Source organism: uncultured Chloroflexus sp. (genome assembly GCF_937129525.1).
Classification (GTDB): domain Bacteria; phylum Chloroflexota; class Chloroflexia; order Chloroflexales; family Chloroflexaceae; genus Chloroflexus.
Map to the genome: position 1 here is coordinate 1 of NZ_CAKZNK010000070.1, position 17,359 is coordinate 17,359.

Annotated in this window: 13 protein-coding genes; 5 read left to right on the top strand and 8 right to left on the bottom strand. The window is 58.2% G+C overall.

All coding sequences use genetic code 11. The annotated features are described in order from the left end of the window. The first annotated feature begins 63 nt into the window (after positions 1-63). From Q0650_RS08670 to Q0650_RS08680, 3 genes are read left to right on the top strand one after another with little or no spacing between them, the layout of a single operon-like run. Positions 64-927 carry an ABC transporter ATP-binding protein gene (locus Q0650_RS08670; RefSeq protein WP_298817966.1) on the top strand — a complete coding sequence of 288 codons (864 nt, stop codon included), beginning with the start codon at positions 64-66 and terminating at the stop codon, positions 925-927. A gap of 31 nt (positions 928-958) precedes the next feature. Then, positions 959-2,017 carry an ABC transporter permease gene (locus Q0650_RS08675; protein ID WP_298817968.1) on the top strand — a complete coding sequence of 353 codons (1,059 nt, stop codon included), beginning with the start codon at positions 959-961 and terminating at the stop codon, positions 2,015-2,017. Further along, entirely contained in the window at positions 2,014-3,069 is a 1,056-nt protein-coding gene (locus tag Q0650_RS08680; protein ID WP_298817970.1) for an ABC transporter permease, read from the top strand. Before Q0650_RS08675 ends, Q0650_RS08680 begins: the two co-directional genes overlap by 4 nt. A 6-nt stretch (positions 3,070-3,075) precedes the next feature. On the opposite strand, the gene Q0650_RS08685 is transcribed toward Q0650_RS08680, so the two are convergent. The 5 genes from Q0650_RS08685 to Q0650_RS08705 form a co-directional block, all read right to left on the bottom strand. Continuing rightward, positions 3,076-3,837: a DsbA family protein gene (locus tag Q0650_RS08685; RefSeq protein WP_298817972.1), complete on the bottom strand. Its 762-nt coding sequence runs from the start codon at positions 3,835-3,837 to the stop codon at positions 3,076-3,078. Between the two features lie 182 nt (positions 3,838-4,019). Further along, positions 4,020-5,363 carry a BCD family MFS transporter gene (locus Q0650_RS08690; protein ID WP_298817974.1) on the bottom strand — a complete coding sequence of 448 codons (1,344 nt, stop codon included), beginning with the start codon at positions 5,361-5,363 and terminating at the stop codon, positions 4,020-4,022. A gap of 3 nt (positions 5,364-5,366) precedes the next feature. Continuing rightward, positions 5,367-5,990, bottom strand: a complete 624-nt coding sequence (locus Q0650_RS08695) for a helix-turn-helix domain-containing protein (RefSeq protein WP_298817976.1) — start codon at positions 5,988-5,990, stop codon at positions 5,367-5,369. A 329-nt stretch (positions 5,991-6,319) separates the two neighbouring features. Then, positions 6,320-7,150: an NADPH-dependent oxidoreductase gene (locus Q0650_RS08700; protein ID WP_298817978.1), complete on the bottom strand. Its 831-nt coding sequence runs from the start codon at positions 7,148-7,150 to the stop codon at positions 6,320-6,322. 201 nt (positions 7,151-7,351) lie between these two features. Next, positions 7,352-9,316: an AAA family ATPase gene (locus Q0650_RS08705; RefSeq protein ID WP_298817981.1), complete on the bottom strand. Its 1,965-nt coding sequence runs from the start codon at positions 9,314-9,316 to the stop codon at positions 7,352-7,354. Positions 9,317-9,545: 229 nt separating this feature from the next. On the opposite strand from Q0650_RS08705, the gene Q0650_RS08710 reads away from it, so the two are divergent. Beyond that, a complete protein-coding gene (locus tag Q0650_RS08710) occupies positions 9,546-10,331 on the top strand; it encodes an ABC transporter substrate-binding protein (RefSeq protein ID WP_298817983.1) in 786 nt (261 codons plus the stop codon). 256 nt (positions 10,332-10,587) lie between these two features. Here Q0650_RS08710 and Q0650_RS08715 read toward each other — a convergent pair whose 3' ends face one another. The 3 genes from Q0650_RS08715 to nrfD are packed head-to-tail and all read right to left on the bottom strand — an operon-like array spanning position 10,588 to position 16,188. Then, a complete protein-coding gene (locus Q0650_RS08715) occupies positions 10,588-11,535 on the bottom strand; it encodes a molecular chaperone (protein WP_298817985.1) in 948 nt (315 codons plus the stop codon). Then, positions 11,532-14,495: a molybdopterin-dependent oxidoreductase gene (locus Q0650_RS08720; protein WP_298817987.1), complete on the bottom strand. Its 2,964-nt coding sequence runs from the start codon at positions 14,493-14,495 to the stop codon at positions 11,532-11,534. The genes Q0650_RS08715 and Q0650_RS08720 overlap by 4 nt, the downstream gene beginning before the upstream one ends. A gap of 13 nt (positions 14,496-14,508) precedes the next feature. Then, positions 14,509-16,188 (bottom strand): NrfD/PsrC family molybdoenzyme membrane anchor subunit, encoded by a 1,680-nt coding sequence (gene nrfD / locus Q0650_RS08725; RefSeq protein WP_298817989.1) that lies wholly within the window; start codon positions 16,186-16,188, stop codon positions 14,509-14,511. Between the two features lie 206 nt (positions 16,189-16,394). Between nrfD and Q0650_RS08730 the strand changes: the two genes are divergently transcribed. Beyond that, positions 16,395-17,276: a LysR family transcriptional regulator gene (locus Q0650_RS08730; RefSeq protein WP_298817991.1), complete on the top strand. Its 882-nt coding sequence runs from the start codon at positions 16,395-16,397 to the stop codon at positions 17,274-17,276. Positions 17,277-17,359 lie beyond the last annotated feature (83 nt).

The window sequence follows — 17,359 nt, forward strand, 5'->3', positions numbered from 1 at the left end:
CGCCTATCGCCTATCAGTGCTATAATAATCCCGTATCCACTCTTGTCTTGCCGGGGTCGCTCTATGCCTGATCCTGCTATCGTCGCCGAAGACTTGACCTATCGCTATGGCGATTTGCTCGCCGTCGATCACATCAGCTTTACCGTCGAACGCGGCGAGATCCTCGGTTTTCTTGGCCCCAATGGCGCCGGGAAGTCAACGACGGTCAAGATGTTGACCGGTCAGTTGCGTCCGGTGAGCGGGCGCGCTGTTTTGCTCGGTATCGATGTGGCCCGTTACCCGAAACGGGTGCAATCTCGTATCGGTATCTGCTTCGAGCAGCCAAACCTCTACGAAGAGTTGAGCGGTGTCGATAATCTGCGCCTCTTCGCTCGCCTGTTTAATGTCTCCGATCTCGATGTCGATGCGCTGCTTCGCCGCGTCGGCCTTGATGGTCGCGGTCGCGATCTGGTGGGCCGCTACTCTAAGGGGATGAAGCAGCGCCTGATGATCGCCCGCGCCCTCGTTAATCGTCCTGATATTCTGTTTCTCGATGAGCCGACCGAGGGCCTCGATCCCGCCTCTGCCGAAGCAATCCGCCGGGTAATCCTCGAAGAACAACAACGAGGCGCAACTGTTTTTCTCACCACCCACGATATGTATGAGGCCGATCGGCTTTGTCACCGCGTTGCCTTCATCAATAGCGGCAAAATTGTCGCTCTCGATACGCCTCACAATCTTAAGCAGCAGTATGGCAAGCGTATGGTGCGCGCTGAACTTGTCGGTCCAGACGGTGCGTTGCGCACTCGTGAGATTATTCTTGACCGACCTGAAACGCCTGCCGAAATTGCCGATTTGCTTGCCCGCGAACAGGTGGTGACACTGCATAGCGAAGAAGCAACGCTCGAAGATATTTTCATCCGCCTGACCGGTCGTGGCCTGGCGTGAGTGTGTCGCCTGCGCCACAGGAATTCGGCTTATGAATGTTGCTGCAATTTGGGCGTTGATCCAGAAGGACGTTCGTCTCTATTTTGCAAACCGATTGTTTGCGCTGGTAACGGCGCTCGGTTTGGTGGCATATGTCACGATTTATTTTCTGTTGCCCGCGACTGTTGATGAGACGGTGCGGATAGGGATGGTTATCCCTTCGTTGCCACCAGCGCTCGCCGATGCGCTCGCCGATGATGCCGTGCAGATTTCGCAGTTTGCCTCCGCCGATGAATTGCGCGCCGCAGTGGCTGCCGGTACCGTGACTATTGGTTTTGCGTTCCCGCCCGATCTCTACGATCAGATTCGCCAGGGAGCGCGGCCCGCCGTTGAATTGTTTCTCGCTCCTGAAGTGACCCCCGATCTGGTCTCGGTGTACGAGGCGGCTGGTCGTGAATTGAGTTTTAGCCTGATCGGTCAGGAGCTGCCAGTGACGATTAGCGAGGTGGTGCTCGGTCCTGATCTGGCTGGCGCGCAGATCGCTCCTCGTCAGCGCATGCTGCCACTCTTTGCCGTGCTGGTGTTGATGGTTGAATGTCTCGGTCTGGCCAGTCTAATTGTGGCCGAGGTCGAACAGGGCACAATCCGCGCCTTGCTGGTGACGCCGCTGACGATGCGCGGCCTGTTTCTGGCCAAGAGCCTGTTCGGTTCACTCTTTGCATTTGTGCAGGCCGTTGTGCTGATGGCTGTCACCGGCGGGTTGGCGCAGGCCGCGTTTCTCAATCTGACGGCGTTGCTGATCGGATCGGTCTTGATGACCGGTGTAGCCTTTTTGATCGCTGCGCTCGGTCGTGATTTGATGTCGGTGATGGGGTGGGGTATGCTGGCGCTTCTGATCATGGCGCTGCCAACCTTCACCGTCTTGATCCCCGGTCTGGCCGCCGATTGGGTCAGACTCATTCCCACTCATTATCTGGTCGATACCATCTATCGCTCGCTCAATTTCGGCGCCGGCTGGTCTGAAGTGGGGGGCAATCTAGCGCCGCTGGCCGGCTCTGCGCTGCTCTTGCTGGCCATGGGGATGGTTATCTTGCAACGGAGGTTCGCATGAGTTTGCGCCGTATCGCTGCTCTGCTGTATCGTGAAGTGGGTCAAGGTCCGAAAAACTTTATCTTCATCTTTACAATCGTGGTTCCGCTTGGCCTCAGTCTGGCGCTCGGTCTCATCTTTGGCACGTTCTTTAGCGGTAAACCGCGCCTCGGTATCGTTGATGCCGGCAATTCCCGCCTGACCGTCCTCGCCGAGTCAATGCCCGGTTTGATCGTGCAACGCTTCGTCAGCGCGGATGAACTGCGCGACGCTACCGCTCGTGGCGCCGTGGATGTGGGGTTAGTGCTGACCGCCGATTTCGATCAACGTGTTGCCAGCTCCCAGGCCGGCGAGTTGACCGTCTATGTCTGGGGAGAGAGTCTGCTGCGTGACCGGGTTTTGATCGGCACAGCCATCGCCGATTGGCTGCGCGAACTGGCCGGACACGAGCCGCCGGTGACGATTAAAACGACCTTGCTCGGAGCAAATAATGATCTGACCTGGCAGCAGCGATTGTTGCCCTTGCTGGTGCTCATGACGGTCGTGTTTGGCGCCTTGATGCTCCCAGCCTCTTCACTGGTGAGCGAAAAGCAGCGCCGTACCCTGAATGCAGTGCTGGTAACGCCGGCCACACCCGCAGAAATCTACGTTGCCAAGGCAATCGTCGGCGTGGTCTTGAGCGTCGTGATGGCGCTGCTGGTGCTGGCACTCAATGGCGCCTGGAGTCGGCAGATCGGTCTTGTAGTGCTGGTGCTGGCGCTCGGCGCAGTGCTCTCAGCCGAGTTTGGCGTCTTGCTCGGCGTGATAGTGCGTGACATCAATTCGCTCTTCGCAACCGTGAAAGCTCTCGGCCTGATCCTCTATGCGCCGGCGCTTATCGCGCTGTTCCCGGTCATCCCCCAGTGGATCGCGCAGATCTTTCCCACCTTCTACATGATCGATCCGGTCATCGCCATTGTGCAACGTGGAGCGGCTCTGAATGATATTGCCGGCCATCTAACCGTGTTGACAGCCATGATTGTGGCGCTGGCAGTCGGCCTGAAGCTGGTCAGTAACCGGCTAACCACCGCCTGATCGGCGCTACGGCGTCCCACGATTCGCCGCAAGTTGCCGGATCAGCGAAGCAAAAGTGTCAAACGGCAAAGCGCCCCGCACAATCTGACCGTTGATCAGAAAATTGGGCGTGGAATTGATCCCCAGCCGTTGGGCCGCTTCCATCTCTGCGATGATCGTCGCCTCAGTCGCTGGCCGATCGAGACACGCATTTAGCAGCTCAGTGTCAACGCCCAACTCTCCCGCCATTTCGATCAACACCGGTCGATCGCGCCGCGGCACTCCACCCCACTCGACGCCGTGAGATTGAAAGAGCATTTCGTACACCGGCCAGAATTGGTTTTGCTCGGCGGCGCAATTGGCAACCCCAGCGGCCAGCATGGCAGAGGCATGAATTGAGGTGAGCGGAAAATCGCGCACAACCAGGCGCGCGACACCGGTATCGACGAATTCACGGATCAGGCGCTCGCGGGTCTCGCTGACGAAACGCGCGCAGAAGGGACATTCGTAGTCGGTAAATTCGATCATCAGCACCGGCGCATCTGGATCGCCCAATGCGCGTGGATCGTCGGCGGTGAGATTGAGCAGGCTGACCAGATCAATCGGTGGCGGTGGTGTGGCAGTAGGACGACTGAGTTCGGTGGGGGCTGGCGGAACAGTTGGTAGATTCTGGAGCGCAACCTGTGTTTGACGAACCTCCAGGGCCGAACGGGTAGGAGCAAGTGGCGCAGCTTCGCCGCAGCCGGCCAGGATGAGCAAAAGAATGGTGATGCTGAGAAATCGGTTCATGAGCTTGAAATGTGAGCGCCAGCCGACGATGAATAGAATTCATCATGTGCCGGAAGCAATATATGGTAGCCAATCTTCTCCATTGTACTACATCACGGTTGCAAGCCGATCTCAGTCACAAAACGAGAGGACGAAGCCAAACCACTTTGTCCTCTTGGCGCTTTGTTCAGCATTTACTGATTTCATCCATCAGCCGCCGCCAGCGTAGCGGCTGCGCCGAGCGGTTGTTGTTCGCCACGGGCGAAACTCGCCACATCGACCCGTTGCAAAATCAAGATGCACGTTAGCAAACCAACAGCTTCCAGCAAGAAGACACTGGCATACGCTATCGGTAACGATCCACTGATGGCGAGCGCTATGTCACGCACTGCGCCGCCGGCAAAGATACCGAGTCCGCGGAAGAGAAGCTGAGTCATCGACCACAGACCGAGATAAGCGGCTGCGTGCTGATCGGTCGTCATTGCTGCCAGCAGCGATACTGCGCCAACTGTATAGATTCCGAACCCTAAGCCGAAGAAGACCAGCACCGGGATTAAAAGCTGTTGCGCCTTGGTAAACGCAATCACGCCCAACAACAAGAGTGGTAGAGCAGTTAACGCCAGACCAAGCACCGCCACCCCCGTCTGTTCGTGGGCTGCGCGTCGGCGAGTGAAATAGACCGTCCCCAACAGGCTGATCACCACGCCAATCCCCCAGTAGGCGTTGAAACGAGTGGTTTCACCAACATCAAGGCCGAACACATCGCCGCCAAACGGTTCCAGCACCGCATCCTGGGCAAAGGCGCTCACTGCGCCCAAAGCCAGGAAGAGGAAGAACCAGCGCGCTCGCGGATCGCTCCACATTCGGCGCAGCAGAGGGATGAAAGGCTCAGCCGGCGGAGGTTCTGTCGCCGGCGTTGCCGCCGGACGTTCGGCCTTCCATAGCGCGAAGGCGATGAAGGCAAAGGCGATGGCCATGCCGGTTAGCACGAGGCGCCAGAAACTGGCCTGATCGTAGATCGGCATCAGCCTGCCGTAGATAACACCTGCCACCGGAAAGCTGATAACCAGAAAAACCTGCACAATCGCAATCGCCTGCCCGCGTCGAGCAGGCGGCGCGCTGTCACGCACCAGACTGAGGTAGGTAGCGCCTGAAATCAGGGTTCCGATGCCATACACCAGAAACGCGATGAAAGCCAGCGTCCAGCCTAATACCGAGGAAGGATCGCTCGCCAGCAGCGCAGTCACAAACGGCAACAACGGCAACGAAAGCAGCATGGGCAGACGACCACCCCAGATGAAAGGCAGCCGGCGCAACGTACCGGGTGGACGCAGATCGGAAAGGTAGCCGGCCCAGATACTGAGTGGCGCCAGCAAATAGCGCAGCGCCGAGAGCAGCGCTACCGGTGTCGCAGCGAGCGCCAAATCAGTGATCAAGACCCGGTTGAGCACACCTGAAGTTAAGAGATCGATAAACGATGAACCAATGTGAAAGGTGCCTAGTTTGAGCGTGCGCGGCACATCGAGACGTTGCTCATTTGCTTCCACAGTTCACTCCTCTGTTTCATAACCGGCCACAACCGCCAGTTGCACTTCATTCGCAACCCGGCTAATCCGGCGCAAGAGGCGGGCACTTTCAGATGGGCGCACATGCGCCTCTTCGGGCAGATCCATTGCTGCCTCTACCAGCGAGTCACGAAAAAAGAGCGCCGCTGCTATCGCATCAGATAGTGGCAACCCTGCCATACGAGCGAGACGGGCATAACTTCTGCCAACGGCGCGCGCTTCGTCTAGCAGCGGGCTATGTTCATCGCGCGCGCTGACATAGCGCAACACAATCCCCATCAATTGCTGACCGACCCGCCGCCAGGTCTGTCGCTCCTGTTCGCTCATTTCCTGCATCCACGCCGGCGCTACTCCGGGGTTTGCCAGTTCATTGCGTGTTTGCGCCAGGGCCTTGCTGGCCAGAGCATTACTGAGCGACTGCGCCGGTAACGGTCGCCGCGCCGCTAGCGCCAGGATGTCGGCGCGCGCAAACCGACGATGACCGCCGGGAGTGATATACACCGGCACGGCGCCTTCATCGGCCCAGCGTCGTAGTGTTGAGGCATGCACACCGAGCAACCGGCTTGCCGCCGAAAGAGAGAGGTAGGTTGGCGTTTCCTTATCATTCATACGTATCCGTTGACGACAAGACACATGCGCGCAATTCACTCTTTGATTCCTGGCGGCACAAGCTCTCGCAGGATAGCCCGGCATTATCTTATCCTGGCCGTGTTACTGTCGCCCCTCTGATGACGTATCTCTCTACCAGGAATCTTACTAAATCTTATCAAACCTTCACACAGTATACCACATAGTATAACACAGCTCCCGCCGGTCAAAAACCTGTCCGGCGGGAGTATGAAATGATTGTCAATGGTAGTTGTGGTATTTCAACCGGAAACCGGTCGATTGGCAAATGTGCCACTCATAACGTCTACGTCCGGCGCCGAGGCAGATCGCTATTTCAACTGAAAACCCAGCCGATGCAAGACCTCGCGCAAGACATCGCGCCCGGAAAGGCTCTCTGGCCCGGCCACACGCCGAGCTGAGTGATCGACCCAATCCCCTTCCACGTTCATCCCCTGCGCGGCGTAGAATGCGCTCATCGTCGCATTGTAGCGCTCTACTGCCGGTGGAATCTGTTCGGCATGATATTCCTCACGGTGCAGCACTGCCTCTTGGGGCAGACGTGGCTTGACCGCTGCCGGTCGCGCCGGATTAGGCCGGCCAACGCACAAGCCAAAGACAGGCATTACCATTGGCGGTAGTTTGAGTTCGGCGGCTACCTCCAGTGGCCGGTTCCGGATCGCTCCGATATAGACGGTGCCCAAACCGAGTGACTCGGCGGCGATGACCGCATTCTGCGCGGCCAGTGCCGCATCGATCACCCCCACCAGCCACATTTCGAGATAGTTAAGCCCTTCGTGGGGCATCTCGCGCGCATCGGCTGCCCGCGCAATCCGGTTTAGATCGGCCAGCCAGACCAGAAAGAGTGGCGCGCGTCGAATATGGTTTTGGTTGCCGGCCAGCGTCGCCAGGCGCTCTTTCCGCTCTGGATCGGTCACTGCCACCACGCTCCACGTTTGCAGATTCGACGAGGTGGCAGCCGATTGCGCGGCAGCGATCATCGTTTCGAGCGTTCCTTCCGGAAGCGGTTCGTTGCTGTATGAACGCACTGAGCGATGGCTCAAGATCACGTCGATGGTGCCATTCCTGAGCAGGGTCTCAGGCGCGTCGTTGCCATAGCGCTGGCGCAAGATGTCTTGGGTTGAAATGACAGTATCGGTCATCGTCAAATATTCCTCAGTTCTATCCGTAATACTAAGCTGATTATACACTGTTATGCTCTCAGGCGGTGCAATTGTTTCGCAGTGCCCTGCCATTCACACTCATGATAATCGACCGGGTTGAAACTTCTTCTTCCAAATAGCAGAGGCGGGTAATCTCTACCCGCCTCGCTGCCCTTTGTCTCAATTACCTGTCGGTACGGGTCAGTGCCCTGGCGCCGTCTCGCCTGTCGAGTCGCGGCGTTGCGCGTCGATGATCGTAATTTCCGGAGCGGGCCGCGGCGCGGGGAGCGCCACCTGCTCGCGCCGTCGGCGCACCAGCGTTGTGTTCGAACGTGACAGGGCGGCGGCAAAGCCGAACGCCGGACGCTCAGGCTTCTCATTTGGTGGCAGGTACGGATGCTCTGCCTCTACCCGGCTCAGAATCTCTTTCACATCCAGGTCAGTTAGCTCATTGCGCAGGATGAGCGCTTCGGCAATCGCGATGACCGCCATCCGGTTCTGCTCAAGCATCTGCTTGACGATGCGGTATTGCTCTTGCAAAATCGCCTCAACCCGCGGCTTGACATCAGGCGCTGATAGACCTTGCATGCCGAAGAGCAGGTACGAGAAGAAGCTGTTGTCCATACCGTAGGCGCCGACCATCATTGCTGCAATGCCGGTTGCGCTTTGCAAATCGCCGGTTACACCACTCATCTGCGTGCCGAGGAACAGTTCTTCGGCAGCCCGACTGGCCAGCGAAATCTTGATCCGGTCGAGCAGCTCTTCGCGGGTGCGCGTGTGGATCTCCTCTTCCGGCTTCCAGGCCGCAAAGCCGAGTGCGTTGCCATGGCGCACAATCGTCACTTTGGTCAGGCGCTCTTTCTTCAACAGTTTCACTGCTGCATACGCATGACCGGCCTCGTGGTAGGCGATGCGCCGCCGCTCTTCATACGACATGCTGCGGATCGGCTGCTTGAGGCCCCATTCGTGGATCTCACGAGCCTGAGTGAAATCCCAATAGTTGATCGCCGCACGACCATCAAAGTGAGCGTGAATAGTTGCTTCGTTGATGACATATTTGATCGCAACCGGCGTATAACCGATTGTATCGGCTACCATGCGGTCGATCGGCATCGGCTCGTGCTTTACCTTGCTCAGATAATATTCAATCACCTCGCGGCGGCCATCAGCGTCGGGTGGTTCCACCGCGATCTTGCGGTCGAAGCGCCCAGGTCGCAGCAGAGCAGCGTCGAGCGTTTCGGCAAGGTTGGTCGCCGCCATTGTGAGCACCGGCGGCATATCGGCCTTGCCACGGCGCAGCCCAACCAGTCGCAACAACTTACCCCACCAGGTCTGCTCTTGCGGCGGTGGATCCATCTGCAGCAACAGCTCGTTGAGCAAGCTGCTACCACCACCCATCATGCCACCCACTCCCATCACCACCCGATCGCGATCACCGGCATGCATGCCTGCGCCAGCGCCACTCGTGCCCATCAAATTCGAGCTGCGCGCCATGCCGATTGCATCAATCTCATCAATGAACAGGATGCATGCGCCGTATTCGCGAGCCAGGCGACGGGCCTTGCGGTACAGGTTCATAACCTTGATGTTGCCCATACCCATCCAGGCCGAAAGGAGCGATGGCGCGCTGAGATAGCCGAAGGGCACTCCGGCTTCAGTCGAAATCGCCTGAGCAAGATAGCTCTTGCCGGTGCCGGGAGGCCCGATTAACAGGATACCGCGGGTGACTTCGCCACCCATCTGCTTGAATTCCTTCGCGCCTTTCAACAAGGTTACAACCCGGCGCGCCGCTTCCAGCACTTCAGGATTGCCGCGATAATCCTTGAAGCTCACGCCAGTTTCACCCGGTTTGACCCAGTAGATACGGGTGCGGGCCATGAAGAAGTACATGAGCCAGAATTGAAATCCGATAAAGAAGAATAGATAGACGGCTACCGGAATGATCTGGAGGATCAGATCGCCAATTTCACCGGTGATGATGATGTTGAAGATACCCGGAAGTAAATTGGCGGCCAGCCAGATCCCGATCCCAAGAAACAGCAAAAAGCGCAAGAACCGGAAGAGTTTCCAATTCCAACGCTCAAATAGCTTGGCGATCTTCTTTTCTAGCTCCTGTTCGCGATTGGTGGTTGTTTCAGGGGTTGGGCGATAGGGCTCAATTGCCATGCGCGACTCCCATTCAGAATTGACGTTACGGCTGCGCGCTCCTGCGCTGACGAAAGAGTGGGGAAGAGTGCTACATATATATCGTAGTGCTATTGTTATTATGAAGTATACTGATAGAGGAATGCGCGGTCAAGGCAAGAAAATGAGAAAGCTCTCATAAAACGTATCTGTAGCCGGCGAACTGCGCGCTTCAGCCGGAATGCATTTCCCTCAAGACGTATCGACAACGATGAAGCGACACCGAATGCTCGATGGAATGGCTATTGTCGTTCTGATAGCGTATAGCTGGCTGGCATGGAGTGTGCAGAGCCAGGAAGCGCCGATTGACCCAATCTATGCCGGGATACGCGAGCGTGGTGTCCTGCGGGTGGCGGTTGATCCCGGCTATCGACCATTCGTCGAAGAGCGAGACGGCATGCTGGTTGGCTTTGATATTGATCTTGCTCGCGCCCTGGCCGCTGAGCTAGGGCTTGAGGTAGTCTTTGTGCGCAGCGGCTTCGACGCGCTCTACGATCAGTTAACGAGCCAACAGGCCGATCTGATTGCTTCGGCGCTACCATACGCACCCGAACAGGGCTACCGGGCGCGTTTTTCGCAACCCTATTTCGATGGCGGATTGATGCTGGTGACGCGAGCCGACAGCGCTATCGGCAGTCTGTCCGATTTGCGTGAGCGGCGGTTAGGTGTCATTTTAGGCAGCGAGGCCGATGCCCTGGCGCGACGGTTTGCATTGTCTACGCCGGTAACCATCTACGAGGCTGACGAAGAGGCTATGTTGATCGTAGCGTTGCGTTCCGGTGCGGTTGATGCTCTGATCCTCGATCATGTAGCCGCGCTGGGCGCGCTATCCACAGGCGATCTCCGCATTGCCGCTGCCCTCAGCTACGAGCCATATGTGCTGGCGATGCCGGCTAGTGCGTTCCAACTCGAGCTGGCAATCAATCGCGCTCTTCAGCAACTCGATGAGCGCGGCCTGCTGTCCGCACTGCGTCAGCAGTGGATGGGCGCGCCGTAGGAGGGATACCCCAACCTTCTCGCAGCGAACCTGCGCGGGGTGAGTCGTTCCATCAGATCGCGCAGAGCTTCGGTAGCGCTCGCTCCAGCAAACGCAACCCGGAATCGGCATTGCCGGATGGACGCAGCCCACTGGCCCCTACTTTCCCGTGGCCTCCCTGGTCAGGGCAGAAGCGTGCGCTCATCGCTCGCTGCAGCGGTAGCAAACTCTTGTCAATACTGGGGGTGTCCCCTCTTCTCCTTCGCAGGTATTACCGCTACTCCACACCGGCGGCAAGCATTGCGCGGCTGGCGGTCAGCCGATCGATCCAGGGTTGTAACAGTGGTTTCCACGCAGCCAGCGTTGCGCTCAGGCGATGCAGATCGTTGATTTCTACGCCAAGCAATTCATCAAGAGCGTTGATCAGCGCATGTGCCTGCTCGAATTCGCCGGCAGTTTCAAAGAGCGCGCGCGCCATTGTGAACCGGTCATTGATCGGGATGCTGAACCCCAATCGACGCGCCAGCGCCGATAGATCGGCGCGGCTGAGAAAGATTCCCGACCGAACCGGGGTAATCAGGTGGCGAATCAGCATCGTCAGATCGGTCTCTTCGCTATGAGTTGATACTGGCTGGAGCGGGATGACTTCGCGGCTTGCCGATGGCTCGTCGGCCAGTCGCTCTAGCTCACTGCTAATCAGTTCGAGCGTGAGTTCTGCCAGTCGCCAGTAGAACGGGTGAGTCGCAATCCGCTGCACTGCCTGAACCCACACCGGCACCCAGCCAGCGAGGTGTTGCCGCAGAAAAGTTGCTGCCTGTCTCCGCGACCAGCCGGCCAATGCGTCGTCGCCGGTAGCCATGGCCGCGGCTTCAGTGGCAATGAGACGGGCCAGCAATATCAGCTCAATCCCCAGGTGATCGGGAGCGCCTGCGCTCTGATCAGGCGTAAAGCCACATTCGTCGTAGAATGCGGCCACCCGATCGGCAGCGGCTGTGTTGAGCATCAGGTCTTCATCGCGGTAGAGCGACTCGTAGGGGTAGACGTTGCGCCCCACGAGGTATTCGTAGGCGATTGCCAGCTCAGACTGACTTTCACCCAGCAATGTTGCCAGTTCCGGCAGCTTCGCTGCCTCAGCCCACAGATCGGCTGAGGGCGGCGCTAGTAGCAGCCGCCCCAGCAGATCGGCAAGAGTCTGGCGGGCAAGGAGATTGTTGTAGTCGTTCACGATTTCTGCTTTTGCGGTAGACGATACGCCTCGCGGGCCGGACGGAACGGTCGCAGGAGCCAGTGCGGACGGCGCAGACCGTTGGGTGATACTTTGTAAGCCGGTCGCGTCATCGCCAGCCATTCGCGATACACCTCGTGGGCACGCTTTGTATCAACATAGATGTCACCGTAACGGTCGTTCGGCCCCGCCGGCTCAATCCGCACCTTCTGGTGCCAGCAGTGCATGCCACTGATCGGATCGGGATGCACCGGGAAGGTCAGATTCTGATGCACGCCAGCGTCTTCCCACCAGATCCGCGCTGTGTCAGGATCGTCACTCTGATAGGGTTTGATACCGTGAATCTGGCGCATCTTCCATTGACCGTCACCCTCTTGCTTCAGCTCAACCAGTGCCGTCGAGAGCCGACCGCCGCCGTCTTCCTGCAAGCGCCAGCGGCCCAGGTGGTGCGAACAGGCAATCACACCGGGACGAATGCCTTCGGTGACCCAAACCCGATCGACGAAGTAGCCGATTTCGGTAATCACCTTGATCAGGTCGCCGGTGCGCAATCCCAGGCGCTCGGCGTCGCTCGTGTGGATCCAGACCGGATTTTTGTGGCTGATTTCATACAGCCATTTCGCATTGCCGCTGCGCGTGTGGATGAGCGTAGGCAGGCGGAAGGTCGAGAGCAACACGACTTCATTCTTCGACCGGTCAACTTTGCTGGGATGCACGTGACTGTGAATGTAGGTGGGGATTGCATATTCCGGCCATCCCCAATCGCGTAGCGTGGTTGAGTAGAATTCGAGTTTGCGCGATGGGGTCAGGAAGCCGGTCACAATCTCGCCGTCTTCCAATCGAATCCCGATCGGTCGGCCTCGCTCGGGATCTGGCTCAAAGTAGGGTAACGGCGTGATATTCGACGACGGCGGCGCCGGTGTTTTGGTGTAGACGATACCGGTATCGGGATCGATTGTCGCCTCGGCCAGTTCGCTCGGGCTGAGCGGCTTGTTAAACGTTGGCTGCACACCCTTGCGCAACTCAAATGCGCCGTAGCGTCGCATATACTCCAGCGGAGTAAGACCCTCTTTGGCGGCAGCTTCGGGCAACCCCGGCACATGGTTTTCAAACATCCAGCCGTAAAGTTCATCGACCGTGATCTTCTGGCCAGGCCGGTAGGGACTTTCAAACGTTTTGCGGATCCCAAGGCTACCGTCGGGATCGATACGCCACGACAGTTCGATCCAGAACTCAACCTCCTCCCACACTTCACCGGGATTGGCCTCGCGCGTGTCGCGCACCGGGCGACCCAGACGGCGCATGGCTTCGCGGATCACCGGCTGGCGGAAGGCAATCCAGCACCCGGCGTGCGTCTCCTGGCTCATCATGTCGTGACGTTCGGCGCCGACTCCCATCGGCAGAATGTAGTCGGCAAACCATCCGGTCTCGCTCCAGGTGGGTGACAGGTGAACGTGCAGGCCGATCTTACTCTCGTCGGTCAGCACTTCAAGCCAGCTCATCCCGTCGGGATTTGTCCAGAGCGGGTTATACACCCGGGTGAAGTAGGTGTCAACTTTGCCCCGACCCTCTTTCAGGAAGTGCGGCAGCAAAATGCTCATTTCGTAGAAATTGAGCGGATACTCTTGCGGCCAGGTGAGTTCGTTCCAGACTTTCGGGTGGGGCGCCATATTGGGGTGGCGCGGGATCCATTTGTCCCAGACATTGGCAGAAGTGCCACCCTCTACCCCGATTGAACCGGTCAACACGTTGAGGAACCAGAGACAGCGCGCGATCATCCAGCCGCCGAGGTTTGAGCTGGTTGCGCTGCGCCAGCTATGAGTGGCGAGTTTGCCCTCGCAGCGGGCAATGATTTTAGCTACTCGCTCGATCTGCTCGGCGCTGACGCCGCTCTCTTGAGCGGCAAACTCAAACGTGTATTGGGCATACAACTCTTGCAGCTTCATCTCAAAATGTTCGAAGCTGACCGGCAGATCGGGATGCTCGGCGCGCAGATAGTCGGCCCAATTCACCCAGCGGCGCACAAATGCGCGGTCGTACTGACCGGTGCGGATCAGATAGTTAGCGATTGCCAGTAGAATCGCGGTTTCACTGCCCGGCCAGGGCGAGATCCATTCGTCGGCGAGCGAAGCGGTGTTTGAGAGGCGGGTATCGAAAACAATCAGCTTCGCCCCCGCCATCTTTCCTTCCATGATCCGTTGCGCATGGGGGTTGAAGTAGTGGCCGGTCTCGAGATGCGAGCTGATGAGCAAGATCACCCGGGCATTAGCGTGATCGGGTGATGGCCGGTCGTACCCCATCCACATTGCCTGCCCGCAACGCGCTCCCGATGAGCAGACATTGGTGTGCGAGTTATGGGCATCTACTCCCCATGCCGGTAACACCCACTCCATGAAGCCATCGTGGCCGGGACGACCAACGTGATAGATGATTTCCGTCTGGCGCTGCTCGATAATGGCTTTGCGAATGCGAGCGGCAATCTCATTGAGGGCTTCGTCCCACGAAACGCGCACCCACTTTCCTTCGCCACGCTTGCCGGCCCGCTTGAGCGGGTAGAGAATGCGGTCAGGATCGTAAACCTGGTTCAGCGTTGCCGGCCCTTTGGCGCAGTTGCGACCGCGGCTGCCGGGATGGAGCGGATTGCCCTCAAACTTCTTAATCTTAAGCGTTTCAACATCCACGTAAGCGAGCAGACCGCATGCGCTCTCACAATTGAAACAGACGGTTGGCACCAGCGTGTAACGACGGGCAACCTTTTGCGGCCAGGCCTTGGGATCGTATTCTGTCCAGTCATTCCAGCGTTCAACCGGCGGATAGTCGCGCAGCTCGACGCTGGTCGGCGCGGTAGCCGGCGCTGAACTGGGAACGTAGCGGGCAACCGGCGGCGTGAGTGGTTCAACCCGCGCCGATGATGTCTGGCTAAGCGTACCAAGCAATCGGTTTAGCAATGATGTCGCCATGACCACACCTTTCTTAACTGTTCGGCACGTGTTGCGGCGCCATGACGAAAGCGTATTCGAAGGCGTACAATCCGGCAATGGCGGCCAGACCGGCTGCGGCCAGCAGCGGCGCAGCCAGCCCAGGCGCAAGCAACGCCAGCGCAAGCAGCGCAATTGGAACGACGTGACCGAGCGTAATCGCGCCTTGCCAGAAGTGCTGGCGGTAGCGACCGTGGCTGATGTCATGTGCAGCGCGAGCAGCTACCTCGCTGGCATGCGGAATACCGAATTCTCCGAGCAGGATCATAAACAGATCGAGGATCAGGCTCCCGGCGAAAAGCCAGACCAACACGGTGAGCAGTGCCGGCGGCATTGACATAAACAACGCCATGATCAGCATCGTCCCCGAACCGGCCATTAATGCCTGCGCGAGCAGGTGAACGGGCAATAGCGGGCTTTGCCAGAGATCGCGACCTTCGGCCTGCGCAAACAGGAACGCGGTGTAGATGGCAGCCAGTACTGCCAGCGGCATGCCCACCCATGCCAGCGGTAGACGCAACGCCTCGGCGACCGCAGCCGGCACCAGATTGAGCGCAGCTCCCGCTTCGGCGAGGAACCAAATTCCGGCAACCGCCGAGAACGCAATCAGCGCAAATGCGCCGCGTGTAAGCCAGCTCCGCCATTGAGGACGGGTAAGGATCGTGAAGAACATGTGCGGTTTGTCAAGGTCGATAATCAGCAGTAGCGTTGTAATCGCAATGAAGAGCAGGCTCACAAAGAGAGCTATCGCCAGCAGTGGCGCGGTGAGTGGGGCCAGCCCCAGACCGACAGCAGCGGCAACGGCCAGAAATACTCCGCTTCCGATGCCTTTAGTTACCAGATAAGCCGGTACCGGCCAGTGCCAGGGAACTTTGTGCTGAGCATTGTAGCCCGTTTGCACCATGTGACCGGCAATCCGACCGCCGAGCATAAGCGGAGTCTGGCCGACGCCAAGTCCCTGTTCGCGCGGGGGGCGAATCGTTGCGCCCGACGCGGCAGTGAGTGGTATCACCTCGCGCGTCGGCTTCGCATGCCCGTTACCGTTGTGATGACCGACCAGTTGCTCGCTGACCACATCAGCCCACATAAAGGTTGCGCCGACCGGCGCTGCGGTTGGTGTCAGCGTCGTCTGATCGGCATCGATATAGAAGAGCTTCGGCGCAGTGCCCTGTTCGGGCTTGCGCACCGCAACCGGATGGCGGGCGATCAACTGACTGATCAGGCTATTGGGATCGTCGAGATCGCCGGAGATGATTGCCTGTTCTGGACACACAATCTCGCAGGCCGGCTTGAGGCCCTGATCGATGCGGTGAGCGCAGAAGTGGCACTTCGCCGCGTTGTGGGTGTCTGGATCGATGTAGATGGCGTCGTAGGGGCAGGCCTGCATACAGGCTTTGCAGCCAATACACACCTTCGGATCGAATTCAACGATGCCGTCGGTGCGTTGGTACATTGCCGTCACGGGACAGATGCGGACACAAGGCGGATTGGCGCAGTGATTGCAGCGCGTGACTTGAAAGTGTCGGCGAGTGTTGGGGAAGGTGCCGGTTTCGACATACTTCACCCAGGTGCGGTAGACCCCAAGTGGAACTTCGTTTTCCGACTTGCAGGCGGTACTGCACGCATGGCAGCCGATGCACTTCCGCTGATCGATGAGGAAGCCGTAGTTTGTCATGGCCAGCTCTTTCTGGCTATGGAATAAAGATCCTGACTGCATCATATCCTAGCATACGTCTGGCTATCGAACAAGCAAATATTTTCGATAACTGACATCGAATCGAAGCATAGATACATCACATCTTCGCATATGCGTTATAGTACGTACACACAAAAAATTGGCGAAACACCTTGCATCACCTTGTCCAAATTGTGAGGATCAGCGTGTCACTCAATCTTCACCTGTTACGGATCTTCGTGGCCGTGCTCGATCAAGGCAGTTTTACCAGAGCAGCGGAAGCGCTGGTGATGAGTCAATCAGCAGTCTCGCGAGCTGTCCAGGAACTGGAACGGCAGCTCAACACGGTACTGCTCGAGCGACGCCCGCGCGGCGTGGTGCCAACGGAAGCTGGCATCGTGCTAGGGGAACACGCCCGCCGGATTTTCGCTCACGAGCGACTCGCGATTGAGGCTTTGAATGAGTTGCGGGGCTTACAACGCGGACGTTTGGCCATCGGCGCCAGTAGCACGATCGGCACCTATCTGTTACCGCCGCTGCTCGGTCTTTACCATCGCCAGTATCCGGGAATCGAACTCTTTCTTGACATCGGCAATACCCAACAGGTGATGGAACATTTGCTTGCCTACCGGATCGATATTGCCTACGTTGAAGGGCCGGTTGAGCCTGACGAACGCTTGCAGATTAGCCCGTGGCGCAACGACGAACTGGTTGTGATCGCTGCGCCTGACCATCCGCTGGCTCGCCAGCCGAATCTGACCTGTGCCGATCTTAACGGCGCGCCGTTTGTGTTACGCGAACCCGGTTCGGGGACGCGCGAAGTGATGGAGCAGGCGCTGACTGCGCGTGGGATTACCATTCGCCCGGTGATGGAATTAGGTAGCACAGAGGCGGTCAAGCAGGCGGTTAGCGCCGGTCTGGGTTTAAGCATTGTGTCGCTGGTTACGCTGCAAATGGACATCATTGCCGGACGCCTGACAATCCTGCGCGTGCGTGACCTGTCAATCGAGCGTCAGTTGAGTCGGGTACGTCTCGCCGACCGTCCGCTCAGTCAGGCGCTGGCTGCCTGGTTAAAGGGGAAGGGGTGAGAGGGGCGAATAATATTCGCCCCTATCTCGAATAATATTCGCCCCTATCTCGAATAATATTCGCCCCTATCTCGAATAATATT